This is a genomic window from Sphingomonas sp. NIBR02145, from assembly GCF_027359115.1.
GTDB classification, from domain to species: Bacteria; Pseudomonadota; Alphaproteobacteria; order Sphingomonadales; family Sphingomonadaceae; genus Sphingomonas; species Sphingomonas kyeonggiensis_A.
This window is the reverse complement of record NZ_CP114791.1, coordinates 4,718,396-4,742,606: the sequence shown is the minus strand read 5'-3', so window position 1 is coordinate 4,742,606 and position 24,211 is coordinate 4,718,396. Positions and strand designations below refer to the sequence as shown.

Below are 24,211 nucleotides of genomic sequence, written 5' to 3'. Positions count from 1 at the left end.
GACCCCCGCTTTCGCAGGGGTCCCTGACTGGCTCAGGCCAGCTTGATCTCGACGTCGACGCCGGCGGCGAGGTCGAGCTTCATCAGCGCGTCCACGGTCTGCGGGGTCGGCTGCACGATGTCGAGCATGCGCTTGTAGGTGCGCACTTCGAACTGCTCGCGCGACTTCTTGTCGATGTGCGGGCCACGGTTGACCGTGAACTTCTCGATCTTCGTCGGAAGCGGGATCGGGCCACGGATGAGAGCGCCGGTACGGCGGGCAGTGTCGGCGATGTCGCCGGTCGCCTGGTCGAGCACTCGATGATCGAACGCCTTCAGGCGAATACGGATATTCTGCGTTTCCATGTCCCTACCAATGCGAAAGAGCGGGCCCCGCTGAACGGGGCTCTTGCTGTATGTGTGAACCGAAGGCGCGGCCCCTACAGGCAGAGGCGATTCGGGTCAAGGGGCGCGGCGGATTTTGATCGCCCGCCATGCCCTGCCCTCGCCGGCCAGGCACGCGTCATGCCCCGGTAACGGAGCTCGGCAACAAGCCCGGATGGGCGCGCGTGCCCTGCGCCTTTGTGTCGTAGGGGAAAGAGATGCTTAGGAGAACCTCTGCCGTCATGCTGGCAGCCCTGCTGCTCGCTTCGTGCAACACCAGCCCATCGGCGATCACCGCTACCGGCTCCGCCACCGTATTCCCGTTCACCAGGGCCGTCGGCGAGGCGTTCGTCAAGAAGGACAAGAAGCAGCCGATGCCGGAGATCGCCGCGGTGGGCACCGGCGAGGGCGCGCGGGCCTTCTGCAAGCCGGTGAACGGCAAGGCGCCCGACCTGCTCGACGCGTCGCGCCGCATGACCCGCGTCGAATTCAACGCCTGCAACGCGGCCGGCGCCGGCGACATCCTCGAGATCCGGATCGGCCTCGACGGCCTCGCGCTGGCGGCGTCGGTGCAGGGACCGAAGCTGGAGCTGACCAGCCAGGACATCTATCTGGCGCTCGCGGCCAATCCGCGCGGCAAGCCCAATACCGCCAGGACCTGGCACGATGTAAATGCCAGGCTGCCCGCCATTCCGATCCTGGTACTGGGCCACCCGAAGGGCAGCGGCACGCGCGAGATGTTCGAGGCATTGATCCTGCGCGTCGGCTGCCTGGCGGCGATGCCCCAGGCAAGCGAGCTGCTGAAGAGCCCCGACCCTTCGCAGTTCGACGTCGCCTGCCAGCGCGTGCGCACCGATGGCGCCTATGTCGAGAAGGGCGAGGACGATGCCGAGATCGTCTCCGCGCTCAAGCAGAACCCGAACGCCCTCGGCCTGTTCGGCTATGCCCGGCTGGAGCAGAACGCCGCCGCGCTGCGCGGCGTGCCGATCGACGGGATCACACCGGACGCCAAGACCATCTCCGGCGGCCAGTATCCCGGTGCCCGCACGCTGTTCCTCTATGTCCGCAAGGCGCGCCTCAAGGAACTGCCGGCACTCAAGGACTTCCTGAAGCTCTATCTGCAGATGGCGGCGCCAGGCGGCCCGCTGACCGCGATCGGTCTGGTCGCCCTGCCGGACGGCACGCGCAAGAAGGCAGCCGAAGCGCTGGAGAACGAGTATCCGCTGGAGGCGAGCGAGCTCTCCTGAGGCTGGCAGGTGCGCCCCTTCCTGCGCGGGAGGGGTGCACAAAGGGCCGGTATGCAGGAGGCAACCTACGCGGAGCGCCCCGCCCTTTCTGCACCGTCATCCCCGCGAAGGCGGGGATGACGCCGGACCGTAGCATCAGCTCGCCGGCGTCTCGCCATCCAACCTCCAGTTCCCCGGCGAAGGCCGGGGCCCAGCTGCAATGTCGATCGTGACGTCCCCGCGCCATCGATAGTGCGCCGATCCTGCGCGCCCGGCCTTCGCCGGGGAACTGCCGGGCTCAAGGCACCCACCAGCCTTTCCTTGCACGCGATATCCAAACGAAAAGGCCCGGCCTCCTTTCGGAGACCGGGCCCTTCGAACTCTACCCTAAAGGGTGAAGCTTACTTCTGGATCTCGGCAACGACGCCTGCACCCACGGTGCGGCCGCCTTCGCGGATCGTGAAGCGCTGACCGACGTCCATAGCGATCGGAGCGATCAGCTTGATGCCGAGAGCGACGTTGTCGCCCGGCATCACCATCTCGGTGCCTTCCGGCAGCTCGATCGTGCCGGTCACGTCCGTGGTACGGAAGTAGAACTGCGGACGATAGTTGGCGAAGAACGGCGTGTGACGGCCACCTTCGTCCTTCGACAGCACGTACACTTCCGACTTGAAGTCGGTGTGCGGCTTGATCGAACCCGGCTTGGCCAGAACCTGGCCACGCTCGACTTCGTCACGGCCGACGCCGCGGATCAGCGCGCCGATGTTGTCGCCTGCACGACCTTCGTCGAGCAGCTTGCGGAACATTTCCACGCCGGTGACGGTGGTCTTGCGGACCGACTCCTGGATGCCGACGATCTCGACTTCCTCACCAACCTTGACGATGCCGGTCTCGACGCGGCCGGTCACCACGGTGCCGCGGCCCGAGATCGAGAACACGTCTTCGATCGGCATCATGAACGGCTGATCGACCGGACGCTCCGGCTGCGGGATCGACTCGTCGACGGCGGCCATGAGAGCCAGGATCGCGTCCTTGCCGAGCTTGTCGTCCGAGCCCGAGAGAGCGGCGGTAGCCGAACCACGGATGATCGGAATGTTGTCGCCGTCGAACTCACGACGCGACAGCTCTTCGCGGATTTCCATCTCGACGAGCTCGAGGATTTCCTCGTCCTCGACCAGGTCGACCTTGTTCAGGAAGACGACCATGGTCGGCACGCCGACCTGGCGAGCGAGCAGGATGTGCTCCTTGGTCTGCGGCATCGGGCCGTCGGTGGCGGCGACCACGAGGATCGCACCGTCCATCTGCGCGGCGCCGGTGATCATGTTCTTCACATAGTCGGCGTGGCCCGGGCAATCGACGTGCGCATAGTGACGCTTGTCGGTCTCGTACTCGACGTGCGCGGTCGAGATGGTGATGCCGCGCTCGCGCTCTTCCGGAGCCTTGTCGATGTTGGCGAAGTCGACGGCGGCGTTACCCGCAACGTTCTCTGCCAGGACCTTGGTGATAGCGGCCGTCAGCGAGGTCTTGCCGTGGTCGACGTGACCGATGGTGCCGATGTTGAGGTGCGGCTTGTTCCGCTCAAACTTTGCCTTCGCCATTGTTTTCCTACCTTCTGATCTCTGATTCCGCGCCGCCAGGGGATTCGCCGGAAGGCGGCCCCATAGCGGCTGTTTTCAAGTTACGCCAGCCCAAGCGCTAAGCGCGTCAGGCGAGCTTCGCCTTCACTTCGTCTGCCACGTTCGGCGGCACTTCGTCATAGTGCGAGAACTGCATCGAGTACTGCGCACGACCCTGGGTGAACGAGCGGAGCTGGTTCACGTAACCGAACATGTTCGCCAGCGGCACCATGGCATCGACGGTCTGCGCGTTGCCGCGGCTGTCGGTGCCCTGGATCTGACCACGGCGGCTGTTGATGTCGCCGATGACGTCGCCGAGATAGTCCTCGGGGGTCACGACTTCCACCTTCATCACCGGCTCGAGCAGCTTGATGCCGGACTTCTGGGCCGCTTCGCGCATTGCGGCGCGGGCGGTGATTTCGAAGGCCAGCGCCGACGAGTCGACGTCGTGGTACGCACCGTCATAGAGCAGCACTTCGAAGTCGATGATCGGGAAGCCGACCAGCGAACCCGTCTCGGCGGTCTCGCGGAAGCCCTTCTCGATCGCCGGGATATACTCCTTCGGGATGTTGCCGCCCTTGACTTCGTCCTTGAAGACGAAGCCAGAACCGCGCTCGCCCGGAGTCAGCTTGACCTTGACGCGGCCGAACTGACCGGTGCCGCCCGACTGCTTCTTGTGCGTGTAGTCGATGTCCACCGGCTTCGCGAGATACTCGCGATACGCCACCTGCGGCGCGCCGACATTCGCCTCGACCTTGAACTCGCGCTTCATGCGGTCGACCAGGATCTCGAGATGGAGCTCGCCCATGCCCTTGATGATGGTCTGGCCCGACTCGTGGTCGGTCGAAACGCGGAACGAGGGATCCTCGGCGGCCAGACGGTTCAGGGCGAGGCCCATCTTCTCCTGGTCGGCCTTGGTCTTCGGCTCCACCGACAGCTCGATAACCGGCTCCGGGAACTCCATGCGCTCCAGGATGATCGGGTTCGCGGTGTCGCACAGCGTATCGCCGGTCGTGGTCTCCTTGAGGCCCGCGATCGCGACGATGTCGCCAGCGCGTGCTTCATCGATGTCCTCACGCGAGTTCGCGTGCATCAGGAGCATACGGCCGATCTTCTCCTTCTTGTCCTTCACCGAGTTCAGATACTGACCCTTGGTGAGGGTGCCCGAGTAGATGCGGGCGAAGGTGAGCGAGCCGACGAACGGATCGTTCATGATCTTGAACGCGAGCAGCGAAAGCGGCGCGGTGTCCGAGGCCGGACGCGAATCCGGGGTCTCGCCGTCGAGCTTCACGCCCTGCACGTCGGGAATGTCCAGCGGCGAAGGCAGATAGTCGACAACGGCGTCGAGCAGGGGCTGCACGCCCTTGTTCTTGAACGCCGAACCGCAGACGATCGGCACGAACGACATGGCAAGCGTACCCTTGCGGATCAGCTTCTTCAGGTCGGCGACCGAAGGCTCGTTGCCCTCGAGATACGCTTCCATCAGGGCGTCGTCCTGCTCGACGGCCATCTCGATCAGGTCGCTGCGATACTTGGCGGCCTTTTCCTTCAGGTCATCGGGGATGTCCTGATATTCGAACTTCGCGCCCAGGCTCTCTTCGAGCCAGATGATCGCGCGGTTCTCGACCAGGTCCACCAGGCCCTTGAAGCCGCCCTCGATGCCGATCGGCAGATAAAGCACGGCCGGACGCGCGCCCAGGCGCTCGACGATCGAGTCGACGCAGAAATAGAAGTTCGCACCGGTGCGATCGAGCTTGTTGACGAAGCACATGCGCGGCACGCCGTACTTGTCGGCCTGGCGCCACACGGTTTCCGACTGCGGCTCAACGCCGGCAACGCCGTCGAAGCACGCCACGGCACCGTCGAGCACGCGGAGCGAACGCTCGACTTCGATGGTGAAGTCGACGTGGCCCGGGGTGTCGATGATGTTGATCAGGTGCTCTTCACCCTTGCCCTCTTCCGCGCGCCACTTGCAGGTGGTCGCAGCCGAGGTGATCGTGATGCCACGCTCCTGCTCCTGCTCCATCCAGTCCATCGTCGCGGTGCCTTCGTGCACTTCGCCGATCTTGTAGGACTTGCCGGTGTAGTAGAGGATGCGCTCGGTCGTCGTCGTCTTGCCGGCGTCGATGTGCGCCATGATGCCGATATTGCGGTAACGCTCGAGCGGATGGCTGCGGGCCATGACCTGGTTTCCTTAAGGATGTGGGGAGCCGGACGATCCAGCTCCCCGATATGTAGGAACGAAAATTTCCAACGCCAGACGTGCCGGCGCTGGAGAAAGACTTACCAGCGGTAGTGGCTGAAGGCGCGGTTCGCCTCGGCCATACGGTGGGTGTCTTCGCGCTTCTTCACCGCGTTGCCGCGGTTGTTCGAGGCGTCCAGCAGCTCGCCCGAAAGGCGTGCCGACATGGTGTTCTCGCTGCGATTGCGGGCCGAGGTGATCAGCCAGCGGATCGCGAGGGCCTGCGCACGCTCCGGACGAACTTCAACCGGCACCTGGTAGGTCGCACCGCCGACGCGGCGGCTGCGGACTTCGATGCCCGGCTTGATGTTGTTCAGCGCGTCATGGAACACGCCGATCGGATCGCGCTTGGCGCGAGTCTCGACGGTTTCCAGGGCCGAATAGACGATGCCCTCGGCAACGGACTTCTTACCGTCCAGCATGACCGAGTTCATGAACTTCGAGAGAACGATATCACCGAACTTGGGATCCGGCAGGATTTCGCGCTTCTCTGGGCGACGACGACGAGCCATCTTGAATTTCCTTCTAAAACTTCAGCCGATCCGGAACCTGTCCGGGGCTTACTATGGCTGTGATTACTTGGGACGCTTGGCGCCGTACTTCGAACGCGACTGGCGACGATCCTTGACGCCCTGCGTATCGAGCACGCCGCGCAGGACGTGGTAGCGCACGCCGGGAAGATCGCGGACACGGCCGCCGCGGATCAGAACAACCGAGTGCTCCTGAAGGTTGTGACCTTCGCCCGGGATGTAGCTGATGACTTCGCGCTGGTTGGTCAGGCGGACCTTGGCAACCTTGCGGAGCGCCGAGTTCGGCTTCTTCGGGGTCGTCGTATAGACGCGGGTGCAGACGCCGCGCTTCTGCGGGTTCTGCTCCATCGCAGGGACCTTCGACTTGGTCTTCTGCAGTTCGCGGCCCTTGCGGACCAGCTGGTTAATCGTCGGCATGAAGCCCTTCACCTTATGTTACCGGCCGTGGCCGGCGGTTACTTTGCTGGAACCCTGTGTTTGAGAATACGAAAAGGCCCCGGGTGTACTCGACCCCCCGGGCCATTGCGTCTCCAGCAACGTTCAGCTCTTGTCCCGCAAGGAATCGCGACCGGACGTGCCGGTCCCTTGTGGGACGGGGGCGCCTATAGCGATGGGGGGCTGACGGGTCAACTGAGTCGGCCGGCGGGATAACAGAGCGTCAACCAGTGCCGGGCTAGAGCCCAGAAGATGGTTCGTTACGCATCCCGATTCAACCCCTTGGTGGCAGCTCTTGCCGCGCTGATCGCGACTCTGCTGCTCGGCGGGGTCGGGCCGGTGCTGTCGGGCCCCGCCTCGCTGCTTTCCTGGGAGCTGTTCGGGCTGGCGATCACCGGGGGAACCGGGTTCCTGGCCTGGCATCTGGCACAGCTGACCGCCCTGCCTCCGGGCTCGCGGGCGAAGGCCGCCCTGCCCGCCACGCTGCTGCCGCTGGTCGTGCTGCCGCAGGTTGGCGCCGCCGCACTGCTGGTGCCCGCCGCGCTCGGCTTCGCATTGCTGCCTCGCGAGCGATTCGCCGGGCCGCTGGCGCTTGCGGGAACGCTCGCGGCCCTGGGCGCGGGGCCCATCCCGCAGCTCGTCGCCGGCGTAACGATGCTCGGCGCAGCGTGGCTTTGCCGCGCCCGTTGCCCGGCCGCGAACGACAATCCCTCTCTGGAACGCTCGCCGCGCTTTCGCCCCCGCTTTTGGCCGATGTCGGCTTCCCTGCGTTATGCTAGAGGTATCGCAAGGGATTCGGGTTCCGAATTTGGGGAGTAGCGTGGATGTTCAACAGCAATAATCGTGGTCGCGATCGGGATGAGCGTCCGGCAATGCCGCCGGCCCCGCCGCAGCAGAGCAGCGGAAACGGCAAGCGCGGCATGTTCTCGGTGATCGGTCCGGACGTGACGGTGACCGGCAATGTCTCCGCCACCGCCGACCTGCATATCGACGGCCGCATCGAGGGCGATGTCCATTGCGGCAGCCTGGCCCAGGGCGCCGAGAGCCAGATCTTCGGCAACGTCACTGCCGAGACCGCCCGCCTTGCCGGCGCGATCGAAGGCACGGTGCGCGTGCGCCAGCTCACCATCGAGCGTTCGGCCAAGATCACCGGCGATGTCGAATATGAGAACATCACGATCGAGAATGGCGGCCATATCGACGGTCGCCTGAAGCATATGAGCACCGTCCAGGCAGCGGCTCCGGCAGCGCCGGCGGGGCCCCGCCCGGTCGAGGCTGCGCCCTCGCCCTTCGCGGCGGCGGCGAACGAATAAGCCCACCGGCTTTTCGCGGGACATAAGGGGCGCGCTTCCCGGGGGGAGCGCGCCCCTTTCGCGTTCTAGAGCCCGCGTATCTTGTCGAGATGCTGCTGGACGACCGGCGCGATCTCGGCGGCGAAGGCCTTGAGCTGCGGCACCGTGCCGTTCTTCGCATAGTCCTGCACCGCCGCCAGCGTCTTCTCGTGCGCGACGACCTGCTGCGCCTTGTAGGCAGTGTCGAAATCCGCTCCGGTGGTGTCGCGCAGCGTGGCGAGATTGGCTTCCTGCTCGGCGCTGAGCTTTGCGTTCGGCACGATCGCCGGCGCTGCCTTCGCCCCGGCGACCTTGAGCTTGGCGGTGGACCCGGTGTGGGCGGTGACCATCATCCCGCCGAAATCCTTGAGCGCCTGCGTGCTCGCCTTCTGCGCCGCAAGCTTGCCCGCCGCGACTTCATAGGCATCGCTGGCACCGGCGGTGTCGGCGAAGGTCTGACCGGTCATCACCGCAGCGCCGCTTGCCTCGTTGAGCGTACCGGTGGCGGCATTGGTATCGATGCTGTTCTCGGGGATGATCGTGTCGGTCGCGACGATATTGTCCACCGTGGTCACCGGTTCGCTGCCGCCACAGGCGCCCAACGCGAACGCCGGCCCCAGGCCGAGCGCGAAGAAGTATCTGTTCATGCAGGCATCCTCCTGTTCTTTTGGAGGAAAGTAACGCGGGCCTGAGGGCGCCGTTCCGGCTAGGACGGCGCAATGCGGCGAATCGACACAGGAGCAGGGGAATGACCGACTGGAACCAGGCACACGAGGGTGGATGCCGTTGCGGCCAGCTGCGCTTCCAAGTGACGGCCGCCCCCTTCCTCACCAGCGCCTGCCACTGCACCGGCTGCCAGAAGATGACCGGCAGCGCCTTCTCGCTAACCCTGACCGTGCCGGCGGACGCCTTTGAAGTAACGCAGGGCGTGCCGGTGATCGGCGGCCTGCACGGCCCGGTCGCGCATCACTTCCATTGCGACCATTGCAAGAGCTGGGTGTTCACCCGCGCCGAGGGTGTCGACTGGTTCGTCAATGTCCGCACGACGATGCTCGACACGCCGGACGACGCGCGGCCGTTCCTCGAGACCTCGACCGACGAGAAGCTCCCCTGGGTCGAGACCGGCGCGAAGCGCAGCTATGCAGGTAACCCGGACTGGAATGACTGGGATGCGCTGACGAAGGAGTATGCGGCGGGGCTATAGCGCCCCGTGCTCGCGCCATGTCAGACCTTGTAGTTCCCCAGCGAAAGCCGGGGTCCAAGGTAACAAGCGAGACGGAAGAGAAACCCTGGGCCCCGGCTTTCGCCGGGGAGCAGCTACATCAGCCACCACCAGGCAGCCTCACCCCAGCTTGAGCACCGCAGTCGCCGCCGAAGTCAGGTCCGCCCGCTCCCGTATAGACTGCTCGATCGCCAGCCCGGTCCGCGCGACCTTGCCCGAATAGGCGGTGCGCCCGTTGACGATCACCTTAACCGGGCGATCGAGATTGAGCAGATGGTCGGACAGGCGCAGCGTCGTGCCCGCCGGCACGGCGCCGGTGAGCGTGATGGTCTGGCCCTCGACGGACGCGGTGATCGTGTCGCCGGCCTTGGCCGCCGCCGCATCGGGAATGTGCAGCCAGTAGAAGCGGTCATGCGTGACATCGTCCTGGAGCCACACGATGCGCTTCGGCCAGGGATCGCGGGTGAAGCCGGCCATCCAGGGCAGCGCCTCGGCGTCCTTGCGGTTCATCCAGTGCGGCAGCCCCGGATAGATGCGCGACATATGGACATAGCCGGCCGGATCGGCGGCATGCATCCGGTCGAGCTCGGCGGTCTTGTCGGCGGCGATCTTGTTGCGGTCATAGGCGGCATCGGCGCCGCCCATGAAGATCGCGAAGGGCAGGTTGCGCAGGCCGAGCACCGAGGATTCATTCGGGTGGCCCGCCATCATCGCGGCGGCGGCGAAGCGGTCCGCCATCCGCGGGGCAAGCTGCCACACGCCGTCGCCGCCCGCCGAATAGCCCATCAGATAGACGCGGTTGGGATCGACGCCGTTGATCGCGACCTGCGCGTCGATCAGCTGCTGGAACAGCGGATCGATATGCCCTTCGTGCCAGAGGTTCCAGGTATCGGTCGGCGCGCGCGGGGCAAGATAGATGCCCTCGGCCGGCTCATAGAGGCGGATCTGGTTGCGCCATTGCTGGTCGTTCACCGCCGGCTCGGCATTGCCGCCGCCATGCATCGAGATCCACAGGCTGCGCTTGCCCGGCGCGGCATTGCCGAAGGTCTTGCTTTCCCATTTCAGCGTCTTGTCACCGATGGTGATCTGCTTGGCGGCAACCGCTTCGGCGGCACTGGCCGAGACGGCGCGCATGCGCTCGGCACCCAGCAGGGCAAGCGCCCGATCGGCATCGGTACGGTTCAGCGGACGGGCCAGCGCAGGATCGTTCAGTGAGCGCTCGGCTTCCGGCTTCGCCAGCCAGGCCTCGATGCCCGCGACCGGCGCTGCCGCGGGGACATTGCGCGCCACGACCGGCGCCATGGGAACAACGAGCGCCGGGGTCAGCGCAGTGGCGGCGAGGAGGATGCGGATCGCGATGCTGGACATGCCGCCACCCTAATCGCGGGACAGCACATGTCTATACCATAAATATGACCACGTTAGTACCAAAGCACGTGGCTTGCGCGCGCCCTATTGCTCGATCGGCCTATTCCTTCATGGGGTCGTGCCCCCAGTTCATCAGCGAATAGCGCCAGCGCGAGGTGGGGATGCGATAATCCTCATGCGGGCCCTGGGCGCGGTGGCGGGCGACGAAGCCGATCACCTTGCGCATATGGGCATAGTCGCCGCCGTCGAGGTCTTCCTTGTCGGTCCGCAGGATACCGACGATGCGCCGCCCCGAAGCATGGCCGATGCTCTCCGCGCCATCGCGCTTCTGACCAACCTTTCGACTCTCCGCCGTCTCGAGCCATTCCTCTATTTCGGCCGGGGCCATGTTCACCACTTCATGGAATTTGCGCCACACTGTCTCGTGGTCGTCGCGTTCTGCCAACCCGCTTCTCCGTTATCGTCATGTTACCCATGCGTAACGGTTAGCCCTATCGCGGAGTTTCCTCGGGCGGGGATTTTATCCAGCCGCATCGGTGTAAGTTTCCCCCACTGGCGGCAGCATAAGCCGCGCCGCAAGCCCGCTCCCGCCGACCAGCAGCATCACAGCCAGCGCAATGCCCAGCCCGCGTCGCGGCAGCCCGGCACCCGCCACCAGTGCGATCGCCAGCCCGGTCGCGAGCATCGCCCAGAGGTGATAGCGATAATCGGCCGCGACGCTGATCACCAGGAAGGCGAGCTCGGTCAGCACCGCGGACAGGGCCAGCGTCGTGGCCAGCCGGCTGCGCGCATCGTCGCGGCGCCGGGCCAGCGCGACCACCGCCAGCGCCCCCACCAGCCAGAGGATCGGCGCGCCGAGCGGGCTTTCGGCCAGCCCGCCCGCCAGCCGCTGGAAGGGCTCGATCCGCGGGGAAGGCGAACCGAGGCCCAGCGTGTTCGGCTCGCTGCCCGCCTGCGGCTCGGCGAGCGGGTAGCGCCACGGCACCAGCCAGCGCATCGTCGCGTTCCAATGCGCCAGCCGATGCGCGGCATAGGCCAGCGGGTGGCGGGCAATCGTGCCGACCCAGACGCCGGTCAGCTTGCCGCCCGGCGCCGCCCGTGCCAGCCCGTCCGCGACGAAATCGCAGCGGTCGCCCAGCGGATCCCAGAGCAGCGGCCGGATGCAGCCTTGCGCCTCGGCCTTGTCCCATGTCGCTGCCGACAGCACCGGCACCGCCCCGGCTCCGGCATGATGCGCGATGCCCGCCAGGTCGTAGATCGGCAGCGAACGCCCGACATCGCTGGGCTGTGCGCGCAGCAGGCCGTGGTTGACCAGGGGCATCGCGGCCAGCACGGCGATCATCGCCACCAGCATCAGCGCCCCGTGCCGCACCGGCCGCCACGCGCCGGTACCCAGCAGCCCGAAGGCAAGCGGCACCGTGGCGAACACCGCGTTGATCCGCACCAGCGTGGCGTAGAGCAGGAGCAATATGACCAGCGCGGTCGCCCAGCGCGGCATGGGCCGATCCCGTAACTGCCACCAGCAGGCGATCCCGACCGCGGCGAGCAGCGCCCCCGCCATCTGGCCGTCCTTGAGCACCGCGACCTGCCAGCCCGCGATCGGTGGCCAGATGCCGAGCAGCAGCACCGCCCCCGCGGCGATCCGGGCGCCCTGCCGGGCCAGTGCGGCGGCGACCAGCCCGAGCCCGGTCCAGTAGAGCAGCATCTGCAGCAGGAACATCGGCGCCTGGCCGGCCCAGCCCAGTCCGTGGAACAGCGACCAGAGCCGGGCCATCGCCGGCGGGTGCCAGTCGTCATAGCGCTCCGAGAGCAGCTGCTGATACTGGTTGAGGCTGTCGAACATCGCGACGCCCGGCCAGAACAGCGCGAGCATGACAAGGCAGAGAAGAAGCGCGGCGAGCGCCGCCCGGATCGCGGGCGACACGCGCATCAAACCAGTGCCCCTAGCTGATCTTGCGGCCGAACACCGGGCGCGGCGCATCCTCGGCGTGCGGGATCTCGGCGCTGCCCTGCCCGGCAGCCTTGCGGGCCAGATAGCGAGCGAGCGCGGCATCGGCGTCGAAGGCCGGCTCCTCCGGCAGATCGATGCCCTTGCCCGGGTTGGGGCCGCGCGGCGTGATGGTCAGCTTGAGCAGGCGGATGACCAGCGGGATGCAGAACAGCAACCCGATCGCGCCGAGCCCGAGCACGGTCGGCCCCAGGCCGGAGGCCAGCGGTCCCTCGCTCCAGCCGCTGAAGCCGGTGAAATAGAAGAGCAGCCCGCCGATATAGACGAGGGGCAGCAGCGAAAGGATCAGCTTGAAGGCACGCATGCCGAATCTCCCACCAGTTCCGGGGAACATGGCAGGAGATCTCCAACAAAGCGTGAAGGCCGCTTAGATGTGCAGCGCGCGGCCGTAGGCGCCGAGGACCGCCTCGTGCATCGTCTCGCTGATCGTCGGGTGCGGGAACACCGTCTCCATCAGCTCGGCCTCGGTGGTCTCCAGCGTCTTGCCGATCGTGTAGCCCTGGATCATCTCGGTCACTTCCGCGCCGATCATGTGCGCACCGAGCAGCTCGCCGGTCTTGGCGTCGAACACCGTCTTCACGAAGCCCTCGGTCTCGCCCAGCGCGATCGCCTTGCCGTTGCCGATGAAGGGGAAGTTGCCGACCTTCACTTCATAGCCGGCTTCCTTGGCCTTCGCCTCGGTAAGGCCGACCGACGCGATCTGCGGGTGGCAATAGGTGCAGCCCGGGATGTTGCGGACGTCCATCGCGTGCGGATGCTTGCCGGCAATCGCCTCGACCGCGATCACGCCCTCATGGCTTGCCTTGTGGGCGAGGAACGGCGGCGCGGTGACGTCGCCGATCGCATAGAGGCCGGCGACATTGGTCTTGCACGCCGCGTCGGTGATGATGTGGCCACGCTCGGTCTTCACGCCCAGCGTCTCGAGGCCGATATTCTCGGTGTTCGGCACGATGCCGACCGCGACGATGACGTGGCTGAACTCCTCGACGGTGACCTTGCCGTCCTTGCCCTTGATCGAAGCCTTCACGCCCGAACCCGTCACGTCGATCTTCTCGACACCGGTCGCGGTGCGAATGTCCATGCCCTGCTTCTTGAACTGCTTCTCGAGATGCGCGGAGACGTCCTTGTCTTCCACCGGCACGATCCGGTCGAGCATCTCGACGATGGTCACCTTGGCGCCCATGTCGTTGTAGAAGCTGGCGAACTCGACGCCGATCGCGCCCGAGCCGATGACGAGCAGCTTGGTCGGCATCTCCGGCGGCGTCATTGCCGTGCGGTACGTCCAGATGCGCTTGCCGTCGGCCTTGGCGAACGGCAGGTCGCGGGCGCGGGCGCCGGTCGCGACGATGATGTTCTTCGCCTCGATGTCGGTCTTCTTGCCGTCCTCGGCGGTCACGGTCAGCTTGCCCGGCGCGGTCAGCACGCCCGTGCCGAAGTGCACCGCGATCTTGTTCTTCTTCATCAGGTGCGTGACGCCCTGATTGAGCTGCTTGGCGACGCCGCGCGAACGCTTGACCACGGCTTCCAGGTCGGCGCTGATCTTCTCGGCAACCAGCCCGTAGTCCTTGGCGTGCTGCATGTAATGGAAGATCTCGGACGAGCGGAGCAGCGCCTTGGTGGGGATGCAGCCCCAGTTGAGGCAGATGCCGCCCAGCAGCTCGCGCTCGACGATCGCCGTCTTGAGGCCCAGCTGCGCGGCGCGGATCGCCGCCACATAACCGCCGGGGCCCGAACCGAGCACGATCACGTCATAGGTGTCAGCCAAGGGAGGAATCCTTCAATTGGGTTTGTGTGGATATAGGGGCCTCAGCCCGCATTTTCATCGAGCGGCCGGGGCCGCTTGTTCGCGTCCACCGCGACGAAGACGAACTGCGCCTGGGTGACCAGGCAGCTCTCTTCCGAATGCCGGGCACGGCGCCAGGACTGGACTTCGATCGTCATCGAGGTGCGGCCGACCTTGACGATCTCGGCATAGACCGAGACTTCGTCGCCGACCGATACCGGCGCGTGGAACTTCATGCCCTCGACCGCGACGGTCACGGCCCGCCCGCGCGAATGGCGCGCGGCGACCAGCCCGGCGGCCAGATCCATCTGGCCCATCAGCCAGCCGCCAAAGATGTCGCCATAGGCATTGGCGTCGGCCGGCATGGTGCTGACGCGAATCGCCGGCTGGGTCTTCGGCTGCTCGGCGCCCTGCTCAACCATCGACGCGCGGCTCCGTGCCCGCCAGCTTCGCCTTGTCGGCCGCGAACGCCTTGCGCACCGGGCCGATGCCCATCAGCACCACCGCGATCATGCAGGCATAGCCGACCAGCCAGATGTCCCCGGTCGCGCGCGGATAGGACCAGGCCGCCGCCGCGGAAATCAACGCCGCGGCGATCAGCCCGATCACGATATGCACCACTTCGATCAGCACGCGCATCGGCGCAGCCCTCCGGTTCAGGCGATCATCCCGAAGGGATTCTCGACCAGCTCCTTGAAGATCTTCATCATCTCGGCACCGTCGGCACCGTCGATGGCGCGGTGATCGAAGCTGCCGGTCGCCGACATCACGGTGGCCACGCCCAGCGCGTCATCGACGATGTACGGACGCTTCTCGCCCGCGCCGATCGCCATGATCATGCCCTGCGGCGGATTGATCACCGCTTCGAACTGCTTGATGCCGAACATGCCCATGTTCGAGAGCGACGCGGTGCCGCCCTGATATTCTTCCGGCTTCAGCTTGCCTTCGCGGGCACGGCCGGCAAGATCCTTCATCTCCGCCGAGATCGCCGAGACCGCCTTGTTGGCGGCGTCGCGGATGATCGGGGTGATGAGGCCGGTCGGAGTCGAGACCGCGACCGACACGTCCGCGCGGCTGTACTTGATCAGCTGCTCGCCGGTGTAGGTGACGTTGCACTTCGGTGCCTGGGCCAGCGCCACGCCGAGCGCCTTGATCAGCAGGTCGTTGACCGACAGCTTCACGCCGCGGGCATCGAGCGCCTTGTTCAGGTCGCCGCGCAGCTTGAGCAGCGCATCGAGGCGGATATCGACCGTGAGGTAGATGTGCGGGACGGTCTGCTTCGACTCGGTTAGACGGCGCGCGATCGTCTTGCGGATGTTCGAGAGCTTCTCGGCCTCGTGCGGGATCGATTCGTCCCACCAGACCGGCTTGTGCTCGGCCGGGGCGGCAGCGGCAGCCGGAGCAGCCGAGGGAGCAGCCGAAGCGGCCGGTGCAGCGGCAGCCGGCGCGGCGCCGGGCTTGGCGCCCTCGACGTCCGCCTTGACGATTCGGCCGTTCGGCCCCGAACCGGCGACACCCGACAGGTCGACGCCCTTCTCGGCGGCGATACGCTTGGCGAGCGGGCTGGCCTTCACGCGGTCGCCCGAAGCGGCCTGGGCCTGGGCGGGAGCCGGAGTCGGCGCGGGCGCGGGCGCGGCGGCCGGAGTCGGAGCGGCGGCAGCGGCTGGAGCCGGGGCAGCTGCCGGGGCCGGCGCAGCCGCGGCGGTCGAGGCGTCCTCGCCCTCACCGGCGATGATCGCGATCACGGTGCCGACCTTCACATTGTCGGTACCCTCGGCGACGAGGATCTTGGCGATCACGCCCTCGTCCACCGCTTCGAATTCCATGGTGGCCTTGTCGGTCTCGATCTCGGCCATGAGGTCGCCGGACTTCACCGTATCGCCCTCCTTCACGAGCCACTTGGCGAGGGTACCCTCTTCCATGGTGGGGGAAAGCGCAGGCATCTTGATTTCGATCGACATGAAGGTTCCCGTCGTTGGAGCCCTGAACAGGTTCGGGCCCTCTTTGCGCCGCCCCCGCCCCGGGTCAAGAGACGCGCTTGCAGGAAATGACGCTACGGGGCACGTAACGCACGACCAAGAGGAACCTTCCATGCGTACCTATCTGGTGGTGATCGACGAGAGCCCGGAGGCGGAAATCGCCCTGCGCTTCGCCGCACGCCGCGCCGTGAAGACGAACGGCAACGTCGAAATTCTCGCGCTGATTCCCAAGCCCGACTTCGTCCAATGGGGCGGCGTGATGGCCACGATCGAGGAAGAAGCCCGCGAACGCGCCGAGGCACTGGTCGCCCGCGCGGCCGGAACCCTGTTCGCCGAATCGGGGCTCCAGCCCTCGATCACGGTGCGCGAAGGCGACGGACCGAAGATCGTCCACGAGATGATCGCCGCCAATCGCGACATCGCCGCGCTGGTGCTCGGTGCCGCGGCGAGTGGCCCGCCGGGACCTATGGTGACGCACTTTTCCGGCTCGGACGCCGGCAAGCTGCCGGTGCCGCTGATGGTGATTCCGGGCGGGCTCGACATGGACGCGATCGACCGGCTGAGTTGAATACTGATCGGAGCGATGCCCTCTAATTCGTCACCCCGGCCTTGTGCCGGGGTCCACCGAGAGGCGAACCACGGACAAGAGGCTCAAGTGCATCCGGTGCGGCGCAGTGGACCCCGGCACAAGGCCGGGGTGACGGGGTGATTGACCACCCCCAAATCCCCCGCCACTCTCCACGGCCATGCGCATCCTCGCCCTCGCTCCGCTCACCCTGATCGCCCTCCCCGCCCAGGCCCAGGAAAAGCCGGACCCGGCTAGACTCAAGGCGTCGGTCGAGAAGCTGGTGAGCTTCGGCACCCGCCACACGCTCTCGGATCCCGACAATCCCACGCGTGGCATCGGCGCCGCCCGGCGCTGGTTCGCCACCGAGCTCGCGCGCCTCGGCGACCAGTGCAATTGCATCGAGGTGGCGAACATCGCCCGTGGCTTCACCGGCGATCGCGCGCCGAACGGCGTTCAGATCGTCGATGTGCTCGGCTTCCAGGCCGGCACCGATCCCAAGCGAGTCGTCATCGTGATGGGCCATATCGACAGCCGCGTCACCGACGTGATGAACGCCACCGCCGACGCGCCCGGCGCCAATGACGACGCCTCGGGCGTCGCGCTGGTGCTGGAGGCCGCACGCATCCTGTCGAAGCAGAAATTCCGCGCGACCATCGTCTATGCCGCGCTCTCCGGCGAGGAACAGGGCCTGTTCGGCGGGCAACTGCTCGCCGAGACGGCGAAGGAGCGCGGCTGGACGGTCACCGCGGTGCTCAACAACGACATCGTCGGCAACACCGTCGGCACCGACGGCCGCAAGGTCGCGGACCGGGTGCGTGTCTTCTCCGAGACGTTCGGCGAGAATGACGAACCCAAGACACTGAAAGGCCTGCGCGCGGATGGCGGCGAGGATGACGGCCCCTCGCGCGCGCTCGCCAAGGCGGTCGACCAGGTTGCCGGCACCATCCCGGGCGGGCTCGACGCCTTCCTGGTCCGCCGCCCGGACCGGTTCGGGCGCGGCGGCGACCATACGCCGTTTAACAAGCTCGGCTATCCGGCAATCCGCTTCTCGGTAGGCATCGAGAATTACGACGCCCAGCATCAGGACCTCGTCCCCGGCAAGGGCGACACGGTCGACAAGATGGACTTCCCCTATCTCGCCAAGGTCACCGCGGTGAACGTCGCGACGATCCGCCGCCTCGCCGCGGCACCGGCCGCGCCGGACAAGGTGACGATCGGCGGCGCGCTCGCATCGGATACTTCGGTGAAATGGGCAGCGGTGCCCGGCGCGGTGAAGTACCGCATCCACTGGCGCCGCGCCGATGCGCGTGACTGGACCGACCATCTCGACGTGACCGGCACCGAGGCGAGCCTGAAGGGCGTGATCGTCGACGACAGCTTTGTCGGCGTGTCGTCGATCGGCGCGGACGGGGCGGAGAGTTTGGTGACCTTCGGGGGACGCGGACGCTAAATCCCTTCCCACCGTCACCCTGAACTTGTTTCAGGGTCCAAGGTTGGGCCGGGCGACAGCCTCTTCCATCGAGCGATGTCGCCCGCCGCACCTTGGATGCTGAAACGAGTTCAGCATGACGGAGGTAGAGGTACGGCCTTGCAATGTAGGATTTCGCCTGCTGGGCTGGCGCAGCCGGATCACCACCCGGCCGCTCTTTGACCCGGCAGGAAGAATAGGATCACGCTCGCGCAACTATGTTGCGAGATGCGGCGCATTCCCGTGGAGAAGGTCAAAATTGCGGGCCCGAAAACCCGCTCTTGGCCTGTACTTCGTGTACTTTGGCGAGTCGCGCCCGATGCGCTGCTGGAGCCTCAGCGGCAGCCGCAGACGCAGCACTTCACCGGCGCGCGGTAGCGCCGCACCGGCGCCTTGCGCACCACACGGCGCGCGGCCGAGCGGACATAGGTCGCGCGGCTCTCGATCACTTCCTCGGTCACCGTGGTGGTGGTCGTGGTCGCGCCCGGGATGACGATCACGGTCGTGCCGACCGGCGCGCCATAATAGGCCGCGCCGGCCTGGTAGCCGCCGCCATAATAGGCCTGGCCCGAGCCGTAATAGCCCTGGACCTGTGCCGCCGGCGGTGCACCGATCGCACCAGCCGGCGGCAGACTCCCCCTGGAGTAACCGTCATAATAATCGTTCGGATCGACGGGCTGGATCGGCTCGCGATAGCCGGCGCCCGTGCTCGAATAGCTGTAGGAACTGGAATAGCTGCCGCCCGAATCGGCCCAGGCGCCGGCGTCATAACCGTCGTCCCAGCCGATGCCGCTCACCGAATCCCAAACGTCGCCGCGGCCGTCGACCAGCACGGCGTCGTCATAATAGCGCACCCAGAAATAGCCGTAGGGCGGCGCGGCCAGGCCCCAGCTCAGATAGTCCGGGATGCGGAAGCCGCTGCCCATCCAGTAATTGGGCAGGTGATGGCCACGGCCCATGCGCCGATAGGCGTTCCAGCCGCCGGGCGCCTGCGCACCGGCATACCAGCGGCCGTCGATCCGGTTGCCCCAGCGATTGCCGGCATGCTGGCTGTTCTTGACCGGGCCCCGCGCCGGCAATGCCATCCAGCGGCCATTCTGCCAGACGCGCGGTCCCGCAGTCGGCACGCCGGGGCCGCCATGCACGACCGGCGGCGTATTCGGCATGTGCGGCGTATTGGGCGAGACGCGCGGGGGCGGCGGCATCGGCACGTTGCGGCCATAGCTGCCGCCGGGTGCCGGGATCGGCCCGCCGCTGCCACCCCAGCTCGGTCCGGGGGACGTCACCTGCGCGGCCGCCGGCAGGGTTGCCAGCAGCGCCGTGGCCATCAGGGCCGGCTTGATCAGGTGACGCATATTGAACTCCTTCGCCATGCCGGAGCCCGCGTTGCTCCCATGGTTGACGAAGAATTAAACCCCGCGCGGGGGCGGCGCCACTTTTGCCTATGCTTAACGGAGTCCCAATCCGGGTCAGCCGACCAGGCGGGGACCGAGAATCCGCATCAGCGCCTCGCAACCCGCCGCGTCGCCGGCATCGAACCGTGCCGGATTGGGGCTGTCGAGGTCGAGCACGCCGATCAGTTCGCCTTGCACGACGATCGGCACCACCAGCTCGGAACGGCTCGCCGCGTCGCAGGCGATATGGCCGGGAAAGGCATGGACATCCTCGACCAGCTGGGTCTCGCGCGTCGTGGCGGCGGCACCGCACACGCCCTTGCCGAACGGAATGCGGATGCAGGCCGCCTTGCCCTGGAACGGCCCGAGCACCAGCTCGTCGTTGACGTTGCGATAGAAGCCCGCCCAGTTGAGGTCGGGCAGATACTGCCAGATCAGCGCCGAGACATTCGCCATGTTGGCGATCGCATCGGGCTCGTCGGCGGTCAGCGAATCGAGCGCCGCGGCGAGGTCGCGGTAGAGCTCGGTCTTGTCGGTGGTTTCAATGTCGAAGGCGTACATGGGGGCGATGTAGGTCGGAACACGCCGAACCGCCAGCCAGATTCCCCTCCCTGGAAGGGAGGGGGAGAACTCAGTCCAGCCGGACCTTGCCCCGCCCGGCCTTGACCTGGCTCCGCCCCTTCTTCTCGTCCACCCGCCGGGCCTTGGCCGCCTTGCTCGGCTTGGTCTTGATCCGCTTCGCGTCGCGCTCATGCGCCTTCTGGATCAGCTCCAGCACCCGCTCGCGGGCATCGGCGCGATTGGCTTCCTGGGTACGGAACTTGCGGGCGGTGATCACCAGCTCGCCGCCGCTGGTCAGCTTGGTGCCGGCGAGCACCTTGAGCTTCTGATAGGCATAGGGCGCCAGCCCAAGCCGGAACACGTCGATCCGCAGCTGCACCGCGGTCGCCACCTTGTTGACGTTCTGCCCGCCCGGCCCGGTCGAGGCGAGGAACTTCTCCTCGACGATCGCCTCGTCGGGGATCTCAGCCACGGCCGAAGCCGAGATTGTGGAAGCGCACCGGCAGCGGCGCGGTGGCGTGGATGTCGTCCTTGCCCTCGCGCGGCACGGTGAGCTCGATCGCATGGAGCATCATCGCCGGCCCGCCCCGGCCATAGACCGGATCGCCAAGCACCGGCACGCCCAGCCCCTCGGCGGCATGCACGCGGATCTGATGGGTGCGGCCGGTCTCGGGATAGAAGGCGACCAGGCTCTTGCCGCCCTTGCGCTCCATCACCTTGTAGCGGGTGATCGAGGGCTTGCCCTTGGGATCGCCGACCATCCGCCAGCCTTCCTCGCGGGTGGAGACCTTGGACAGCGCCAGGTCGATCGTGCCGCTGTCCTCCTTGGGCTCGCCGTCGAGGATGGCGAGATAGCGCTTTGCCACTGCCCCGGCCTCGAAGGCCTGGGAGAAGCGCTTCATCGCCTTGGGGTTGCGGGCGAGCAACAGGCAGCCACTGGTGTCGCGGTCCAGCCGATGGACCGGGACCGGCAGGCGCTGGAAGCCGAAGGTGAGCTGGTCGAGCAGGTCCTCGAGGCTCTCGCTCCGGTCCCGTGGGCGATCTACCGGCAAGCCGGCGGGCTTGTCGATCACCAGAGCTTCGCCATCGATGAAGAGCACGCGATCCTTGAACATCGCCCGCCCATGCCACCGCCAGCGCCGAAGCGCCAGCGGTGGTGCAGGTTTCGATCAGCGCTGGAAGCGGATCGAGCAGACCGACTGGCGGCCCTGGACGGTGGTGCGCCAGTTGCCGGTCCACTCGCCGCGCATGTTACGGGCGGTGTCGCGGCACTTGGTCTCGGCGTCGCGCTGGTTCCAGATCGGGCCGACTTCGATGTCGCGGATCACGCCGCCAGAACCCCAGCCGCCGCCATTGCCGCCGCCCGGACGATCCCAGTTACCGCCACCGCCGCCGGGGCGATCCCAGTTGCCACCGCCCCCCGGGCGACCGCCACCGGGACGGCCCCATCCGCCTTCACCCCAGCCGCCACTGTCGCCCCAGCCATTGGAGCGGCGCGGATCGAGATCGGTGATGCGATAGAGCAGGCGCGGGCCGCCGGAGCGCGGAATGCCCGAGATCACGCCACCGCGCAGGTCGAGCCGGACGCGGGCGCCGCGCGAGGGATCGTAGAGGTTGACCGCGTCGCGGTTGCGGTTGGTCTCGTCGAAGCGGTGGATCAGCGTGCCGTCATCGGCGAACTCGACCCAGCGGCCAGGACGCGTCTCGACAAAGGCGCCGCCGCCGCTGTGGCGGACACGACCGACATTGTTGCCGTCGACCCGCTGCATCGCGGCGGGCGCGGCCGGCTTGGACGCCGGAGCAGCCGATGCGGCGGTGCCGGCCAGCAACGCGGCGGACAAGGCGAGGCAGGAAATTCTTGCGAGCATGGTTCATTCTCCCCTGGCTGCAACTTAGGGTCGATATTTGACCCGATCGAGACAGCTGCGCAACGATTCAGAAATGCGCTTGGTTGCGTGACCCTTTTCGCTTGAACGGCGTTTGAACGACGATGCCCTTTTCCGGCAGCGTCGTGAGGTTGCTTATGCGTCTTTCGGCCCTGATCCTGCTCTCGCTCGCGCCCCTGGCGGCCCACGCCGAGGAAGACGTGGCGGCGCCGCCAGCCACCGCATCGGCAACCCGGCTGTTCAACCATCTTCCCTATGGCGAGCTGGAAGCCGCGGCGCTGCTGCCCGTCCCCAGCCTGCCGGGATGCATGATGGCGCGCGATGCGGTGTTCGATGTCGAGCGCCTGCTTTCCGCCGCGCGTGCCGAAGGGATAGAGCTCGGCGCGATCTCGTGCTTCCGTTCGATCCAGCACCAGCGCCGGGTGTTCTGCGCCGGCGCGGGCAATTGCGACGCTGTGGCGGCGCTGCGGGCGCGCTTCGTCGCCCCGCCGGGCTATAGCGAGCATGCCACCGGCTACGCGATCGACTTCGTCCAGAGGGGCGGCGATTGCCGGGCGGTCGAGCAATGCTTTGCGCTTACGCCGGGCGGGCAATGGCTGATGCGCCGCGCGCCCGAATTTGGCTTCGAGCTATCCTTTCCGGCCGGCAACAAGCAGGGCGTGGGCTGGGAGCCCTGGCACTGGCGCTGGGTCGGCGCATCCGCCGCCCGCGCCCGCTTCGCACCGGCCCGGGCGAGCTTTCCCGCTTTGCCCGCCGTGCCGCGCGCAGATACGAAAACGGCGGCTGGACCATTCGTCCAGCCGCCGTCCGGCGAAACCGCGCCAGGAGGGGGGAATTACGCGGTTTCGGTCTCGCGGTGGGGAGCCGCGATCTTGTTGGCCAGCTCGGCGACCTTGCGGCCCTGATAACGGGCACCTTCAAGCTCGACTTCGCTGGGCAGGCGGCTGCCGTCGCCGTCGGCGATGGTGGTCGCGCCATAGGGCGAGCCGCCCTTCACTTCGTTCACGCCGCCCTGGCCCTGGAAGCCATAGTCGAGGCCGACGACGGTGAGGCCGAAGTGCAGCAGGTTGGTGATGATCGAGAAGAGCGTCGTCTCCTGGCCGCCATGCTGGGTGGCGGTCGAGGTGAAGGCACCACCGACCTTGCCGTTCAGCAGGCCCTGGTACCAGACGCCGCCGGCACGATCCCAGAAGCTCGCCATCTGGCTCGACATGCGGCCGAACCGGGTCGGCGAGCCGACGAGGATGCCGTCGTAATTGGCGAGCTCGTTGACGTCCTCGAGCACGGGATGGCTGTGATCGGCGACGAAGCCGGCGGCCTGCGCCACTTCGAACGGCGCGGTCTCGGGCACGCGGCGGACATCCACCTCGGCGCCGGTGCTGCGAGCGCCTTCCGCAACGGCGTCAGCCATCTTCGCGAGGTGGCCATAGGACGAGTAGTAGAGAACGAGAATCTTGGACATGGTTGCTTCCCTTCCTTGTTATTCGCTGTCGACCAGGACGATTTCGGCGTCCTCGATCGCGGTGATGGTGTAGGTCTTGCCGCTGCTCAGGGCGGCGCCATCGCGGGCATCCACCCGCTCGCCGTCAATCTCGATCGAGCCGATGGCGGGCACCAGATAGGCATGGCGTTCGTCGCCCACTTCGTGGGTGACGCTCTCGCCGGCCTTCAGCGTCGCGCCCAGCACCCGGGCATTGGCCCGGATCGGCAGCGCGTCATTGTCGTCGGCAAAACCGCTCGCCAGGGTGACGAACCTGCCCGAGCGATCGCCCTTGGGGAAAGGCTTGGCGCCCCAGCTCGGCTGGCCGCCCCGCTCGCGCGGCATGATCCAGATCTGGAAGATCCGCGTGGTCTCGGGCTCGAGGTTGTACTCGGCGTGGCGCACGCCGCTGCCGGCGCTCATCACCTGGACATCGCCGGCCGAGGTACGGCCCTTGTTGCCCATCGAGTCCTGGTGGGTGATAGCACCCGAGCGGACATAGGTGATGATCTCCATGTCCTGGTGCGGATGCGGCGGGAAGCCGCTGTTGGCGCCGATCTCGTCGTCGTTCCAGACGCGCAGCGCCCCCCAGTTCATGCGGTTCGGATCGTAATAGTCCGCGAAGCTGAAATGATGCCGCGCGTTGAGCCAGCCATGATCTGCATGGCCGAGACTGGCAAAGGGTCGTTTGTCGATCATGGGGTGTGAACCTCCTGTGTTGAGCAGGAAGATAGGGCGGCGGATCACGCCGT

The 24,211-nt window shown here is 66.8% G+C and carries 28 protein-coding genes; 7 read left to right on the top strand and 21 right to left on the bottom strand.

Annotated elements, in window-relative coordinates; genetic code table 11:
* Nucleotides 1-32: 32 nt before the first annotated feature.
* Nucleotides 33-344, bottom strand: a complete 312-nt coding sequence (gene rpsJ / locus O3305_RS21895) for a 30S ribosomal protein S10 (protein WP_029936463.1) — start codon at nt 342-344, stop codon at nt 33-35.
* 260 nt (nt 345-604) lie between these two features.
* Between rpsJ and O3305_RS21890 the strand changes: the two genes are divergently transcribed.
* Nucleotides 605-1,609: a substrate-binding domain-containing protein gene (locus O3305_RS21890; RefSeq protein ID WP_269574423.1), complete on the top strand. Its 1,005-nt coding sequence runs from the start codon at nt 605-607 to the stop codon at nt 1,607-1,609.
* A 380-nt stretch (nt 1,610-1,989) separates the two neighbouring features.
* Here the strand turns inward: O3305_RS21890 and tuf are convergent, their stop codons facing one another.
* The 4 genes from tuf to rpsL form a co-directional block, all read right to left on the bottom strand.
* Nucleotides 1,990-3,186 (bottom strand): elongation factor Tu, encoded by a 1,197-nt coding sequence (gene tuf / locus O3305_RS21885; protein ID WP_269574422.1) that lies wholly within the window; start codon nt 3,184-3,186, stop codon nt 1,990-1,992.
* 106 nt (nt 3,187-3,292) lie between these two features.
* The gene (gene fusA, locus O3305_RS21880) at nt 3,293-5,386 is read right to left on the bottom strand and encodes an elongation factor G (RefSeq protein ID WP_269574421.1); all 2,094 of its coding nucleotides are present in this window, start codon (nt 5,384-5,386) and stop codon (nt 3,293-3,295) included.
* 101 nt (nt 5,387-5,487) lie between these two features.
* Nucleotides 5,488-5,958 (bottom strand): 30S ribosomal protein S7, encoded by a 471-nt coding sequence (gene rpsG / locus O3305_RS21875; RefSeq protein WP_184169897.1) that lies wholly within the window; start codon nt 5,956-5,958, stop codon nt 5,488-5,490.
* A 63-nt stretch (nt 5,959-6,021) separates the two neighbouring features.
* A complete protein-coding gene (gene rpsL, locus O3305_RS21870) occupies nt 6,022-6,393 on the bottom strand; it encodes a 30S ribosomal protein S12 (protein ID WP_086129340.1) in 372 nt (123 codons plus the stop codon).
* Nucleotides 6,394-6,663: 270 nt separating this feature from the next.
* Here rpsL and O3305_RS21865 point away from each other — a divergent pair, with 270 nt between their 5' ends.
* A complete protein-coding gene (locus O3305_RS21865; RefSeq protein WP_269574420.1) occupies nt 6,664-7,230 on the top strand; it encodes a hypothetical protein in 567 nt (188 codons plus the stop codon).
* A 5-nt stretch (nt 7,231-7,235) separates the two neighbouring features.
* Nucleotides 7,236-7,724, top strand: a complete 489-nt coding sequence (locus O3305_RS21860) for a bactofilin family protein (RefSeq protein WP_184169905.1) — start codon at nt 7,236-7,238, stop codon at nt 7,722-7,724.
* Between the two features lie 65 nt (nt 7,725-7,789).
* Here O3305_RS21860 and O3305_RS21855 read toward each other — a convergent pair whose 3' ends face one another.
* Entirely contained in the window at nt 7,790-8,389 is a 600-nt protein-coding gene (locus tag O3305_RS21855; protein WP_269574419.1) for a DUF4142 domain-containing protein, read from the bottom strand.
* A gap of 101 nt (nt 8,390-8,490) precedes the next feature.
* On the opposite strand from O3305_RS21855, the gene O3305_RS21850 reads away from it, so the two are divergent.
* Nucleotides 8,491-8,946, top strand: a complete 456-nt coding sequence (locus tag O3305_RS21850) for a GFA family protein (RefSeq protein WP_269574418.1) — start codon at nt 8,491-8,493, stop codon at nt 8,944-8,946.
* Between the two features lie 138 nt (nt 8,947-9,084).
* Here O3305_RS21850 and O3305_RS21845 read toward each other — a convergent pair whose 3' ends face one another.
* From O3305_RS21845 to O3305_RS21810, 8 genes are all read right to left on the bottom strand, one after another.
* A complete protein-coding gene (locus tag O3305_RS21845) occupies nt 9,085-10,332 on the bottom strand; it encodes a dienelactone hydrolase family protein (RefSeq protein ID WP_269574417.1) in 1,248 nt (415 codons plus the stop codon).
* Nucleotides 10,333-10,432: 100 nt separating this feature from the next.
* The gene (locus O3305_RS21840) at nt 10,433-10,777 is read right to left on the bottom strand and encodes a DUF3140 domain-containing protein (RefSeq protein WP_184169916.1); all 345 of its coding nucleotides are present in this window, start codon (nt 10,775-10,777) and stop codon (nt 10,433-10,435) included.
* 75 nt (nt 10,778-10,852) lie between these two features.
* A complete protein-coding gene (locus O3305_RS21835; RefSeq protein ID WP_269574416.1) occupies nt 10,853-12,262 on the bottom strand; it encodes a hypothetical protein in 1,410 nt (469 codons plus the stop codon).
* Nucleotides 12,263-12,275: 13 nt separating this feature from the next.
* Nucleotides 12,276-12,644 (bottom strand): hypothetical protein, encoded by a 369-nt coding sequence (locus O3305_RS21830; RefSeq protein WP_269574415.1) that lies wholly within the window; start codon nt 12,642-12,644, stop codon nt 12,276-12,278.
* Nucleotides 12,645-12,707: 63 nt separating this feature from the next.
* Nucleotides 12,708-14,105: a dihydrolipoyl dehydrogenase gene (lpdA, locus tag O3305_RS21825; protein WP_269574414.1), complete on the bottom strand. Its 1,398-nt coding sequence runs from the start codon at nt 14,103-14,105 to the stop codon at nt 12,708-12,710.
* A gap of 41 nt (nt 14,106-14,146) precedes the next feature.
* Complete coding sequence (locus tag O3305_RS21820; protein WP_184169929.1) at nt 14,147-14,545, bottom strand: acyl-CoA thioesterase; 399 nt, start codon at nt 14,543-14,545, stop codon at nt 14,147-14,149.
* Nucleotides 14,538-14,762 (bottom strand): hypothetical protein, encoded by a 225-nt coding sequence (locus O3305_RS21815; RefSeq protein ID WP_269574413.1) that lies wholly within the window; start codon nt 14,760-14,762, stop codon nt 14,538-14,540. The genes O3305_RS21820 and O3305_RS21815 overlap by 8 nt, the downstream gene beginning before the upstream one ends.
* 17 nt (nt 14,763-14,779) lie before the next feature.
* Entirely contained in the window at nt 14,780-16,084 is a 1,305-nt protein-coding gene (locus O3305_RS21810) for a pyruvate dehydrogenase complex dihydrolipoamide acetyltransferase (protein WP_269574412.1), read from the bottom strand.
* A gap of 130 nt (nt 16,085-16,214) precedes the next feature.
* On the opposite strand from O3305_RS21810, the gene O3305_RS21805 reads away from it, so the two are divergent.
* Both O3305_RS21805 and O3305_RS21800 read left to right on the top strand, forming a co-directional pair.
* Nucleotides 16,215-16,670: a universal stress protein gene (locus tag O3305_RS21805; RefSeq protein WP_269574411.1), complete on the top strand. Its 456-nt coding sequence runs from the start codon at nt 16,215-16,217 to the stop codon at nt 16,668-16,670.
* 178 nt (nt 16,671-16,848) lie between these two features.
* Nucleotides 16,849-18,120 carry a M20/M25/M40 family metallo-hydrolase gene (locus O3305_RS21800; RefSeq protein ID WP_269574410.1) on the top strand — a complete coding sequence of 424 codons (1,272 nt, stop codon included), beginning with the start codon at nt 16,849-16,851 and terminating at the stop codon, nt 18,118-18,120.
* A 353-nt stretch (nt 18,121-18,473) separates the two neighbouring features.
* Here O3305_RS21800 and O3305_RS21795 read toward each other — a convergent pair whose 3' ends face one another.
* The 5 genes from O3305_RS21795 to O3305_RS21775 all read right to left on the bottom strand — a co-directional run bounded on the left by O3305_RS21795 (nt 18,474) and on the right by O3305_RS21775 (nt 21,961).
* Entirely contained in the window at nt 18,474-19,493 is a 1,020-nt protein-coding gene (locus tag O3305_RS21795) for an RcnB family protein (RefSeq protein WP_269574409.1), read from the bottom strand.
* A gap of 114 nt (nt 19,494-19,607) precedes the next feature.
* On the bottom strand, nt 19,608-20,093 hold the full coding sequence (gene msrC, locus O3305_RS21790; RefSeq protein WP_269574408.1) for a free L-methionine (R)-S-oxide reductase MsrC: 486 nt from the start codon (nt 20,091-20,093) through the stop codon (nt 19,608-19,610).
* Between the two features lie 70 nt (nt 20,094-20,163).
* A complete protein-coding gene (gene arfB, locus O3305_RS21785; protein ID WP_184169950.1) occupies nt 20,164-20,565 on the bottom strand; it encodes an alternative ribosome rescue aminoacyl-tRNA hydrolase ArfB in 402 nt (133 codons plus the stop codon).
* Complete coding sequence (locus O3305_RS21780) at nt 20,558-21,208, bottom strand: RluA family pseudouridine synthase (RefSeq protein WP_184169952.1); 651 nt, start codon at nt 21,206-21,208, stop codon at nt 20,558-20,560. The genes arfB and O3305_RS21780 overlap by 8 nt, the downstream gene beginning before the upstream one ends.
* A gap of 54 nt (nt 21,209-21,262) precedes the next feature.
* Nucleotides 21,263-21,961: a mannan-binding lectin gene (locus O3305_RS21775; RefSeq protein ID WP_269574407.1), complete on the bottom strand. Its 699-nt coding sequence runs from the start codon at nt 21,959-21,961 to the stop codon at nt 21,263-21,265.
* A gap of 155 nt (nt 21,962-22,116) precedes the next feature.
* Between O3305_RS21775 and O3305_RS21770 the strand changes: the two genes are divergently transcribed.
* The gene (locus O3305_RS21770; RefSeq protein WP_269574406.1) at nt 22,117-22,884 is read left to right on the top strand and encodes a M15 family metallopeptidase; all 768 of its coding nucleotides are present in this window, start codon (nt 22,117-22,119) and stop codon (nt 22,882-22,884) included.
* On the opposite strand, the gene wrbA is transcribed toward O3305_RS21770, so the two are convergent.
* Nucleotides 22,815-23,441: an NAD(P)H:quinone oxidoreductase gene (gene wrbA / locus O3305_RS21765; protein ID WP_184169961.1), complete on the bottom strand. Its 627-nt coding sequence runs from the start codon at nt 23,439-23,441 to the stop codon at nt 22,815-22,817. The genes O3305_RS21770 and wrbA overlap by 70 nt on opposite strands.
* An 18-nt stretch (nt 23,442-23,459) precedes the next feature.
* Nucleotides 23,460-24,158 (bottom strand): pirin family protein, encoded by a 699-nt coding sequence (locus O3305_RS21760; RefSeq protein ID WP_269574405.1) that lies wholly within the window; start codon nt 24,156-24,158, stop codon nt 23,460-23,462.
* Between the last annotated feature and the right edge of the window lie 53 nt (nt 24,159-24,211).

Bases quoted from the DNA above. Each gene is read 5' to 3' on its own strand.
- rpsJ (WP_029936463.1), bottom strand. From the start codon at position 344: ATGGAAACGCAGAATATCCGTATTCGCCTGAAGGCGTTCGATCATCGA.
- O3305_RS21890 (WP_269574423.1), top strand. From the start codon at position 605: ATGCTGGCAGCCCTGCTGCTCGCTTCGTGCAACACCAGCCCATCGGCG.
- tuf (WP_269574422.1), bottom strand. From the start codon at position 3,186: ATGGCGAAGGCAAAGTTTGAGCGGAACAAGCCGCACCTCAACATCGGC.
- fusA (WP_269574421.1), bottom strand. From the start codon at position 5,386: ATGGCCCGCAGCCATCCGCTCGAGCGTTACCGCAATATCGGCATCATG.
- rpsG (WP_184169897.1), bottom strand. From the start codon at position 5,958: ATGGCTCGTCGTCGTCGCCCAGAGAAGCGCGAAATCCTGCCGGATCCC.
- rpsL (WP_086129340.1), bottom strand. From the start codon at position 6,393: ATGCCGACGATTAACCAGCTGGTCCGCAAGGGCCGCGAACTGCAGAAG.
- O3305_RS21865 (WP_269574420.1), top strand. From the start codon at position 6,664: ATGGTTCGTTACGCATCCCGATTCAACCCCTTGGTGGCAGCTCTTGCC.
- O3305_RS21860 (WP_184169905.1), top strand. From the start codon at position 7,236: ATGTTCAACAGCAATAATCGTGGTCGCGATCGGGATGAGCGTCCGGCA.
- O3305_RS21855 (WP_269574419.1), bottom strand. From the start codon at position 8,389: ATGAACAGATACTTCTTCGCGCTCGGCCTGGGGCCGGCGTTCGCGTTG.
- O3305_RS21850 (WP_269574418.1), top strand. From the start codon at position 8,491: ATGACCGACTGGAACCAGGCACACGAGGGTGGATGCCGTTGCGGCCAG.
- O3305_RS21845 (WP_269574417.1), bottom strand. From the start codon at position 10,332: ATGTCCAGCATCGCGATCCGCATCCTCCTCGCCGCCACTGCGCTGACC.
- O3305_RS21835 (WP_269574416.1), bottom strand. From the start codon at position 12,262: ATGCGCGTGTCGCCCGCGATCCGGGCGGCGCTCGCCGCGCTTCTTCTC.
- O3305_RS21830 (WP_269574415.1), bottom strand. From the start codon at position 12,644: ATGCGTGCCTTCAAGCTGATCCTTTCGCTGCTGCCCCTCGTCTATATC.
- O3305_RS21820 (WP_184169929.1), bottom strand. From the start codon at position 14,545: ATGGTTGAGCAGGGCGCCGAGCAGCCGAAGACCCAGCCGGCGATTCGC.
- O3305_RS21815 (WP_269574413.1), bottom strand. From the start codon at position 14,762: ATGCGCGTGCTGATCGAAGTGGTGCATATCGTGATCGGGCTGATCGCC.
- O3305_RS21810 (WP_269574412.1), bottom strand. From the start codon at position 16,084: ATGTCGATCGAAATCAAGATGCCTGCGCTTTCCCCCACCATGGAAGAG.
- O3305_RS21805 (WP_269574411.1), top strand. From the start codon at position 16,215: ATGCGTACCTATCTGGTGGTGATCGACGAGAGCCCGGAGGCGGAAATC.
- O3305_RS21800 (WP_269574410.1), top strand. From the start codon at position 16,849: ATGCGCATCCTCGCCCTCGCTCCGCTCACCCTGATCGCCCTCCCCGCC.
- O3305_RS21795 (WP_269574409.1), bottom strand. From the start codon at position 19,493: ATGCGTCACCTGATCAAGCCGGCCCTGATGGCCACGGCGCTGCTGGCA.
- msrC (WP_269574408.1), bottom strand. From the start codon at position 20,093: ATGTACGCCTTCGACATTGAAACCACCGACAAGACCGAGCTCTACCGC.
- O3305_RS21780 (WP_184169952.1), bottom strand. From the start codon at position 21,208: ATGTTCAAGGATCGCGTGCTCTTCATCGATGGCGAAGCTCTGGTGATC.
- O3305_RS21775 (WP_269574407.1), bottom strand. From the start codon at position 21,961: ATGCTCGCAAGAATTTCCTGCCTCGCCTTGTCCGCCGCGTTGCTGGCC.
- O3305_RS21770 (WP_269574406.1), top strand. From the start codon at position 22,117: ATGCGTCTTTCGGCCCTGATCCTGCTCTCGCTCGCGCCCCTGGCGGCC.
- wrbA (WP_184169961.1), bottom strand. From the start codon at position 23,441: ATGTCCAAGATTCTCGTTCTCTACTACTCGTCCTATGGCCACCTCGCG.
- O3305_RS21760 (WP_269574405.1), bottom strand. From the start codon at position 24,158: ATGATCGACAAACGACCCTTTGCCAGTCTCGGCCATGCAGATCATGGC.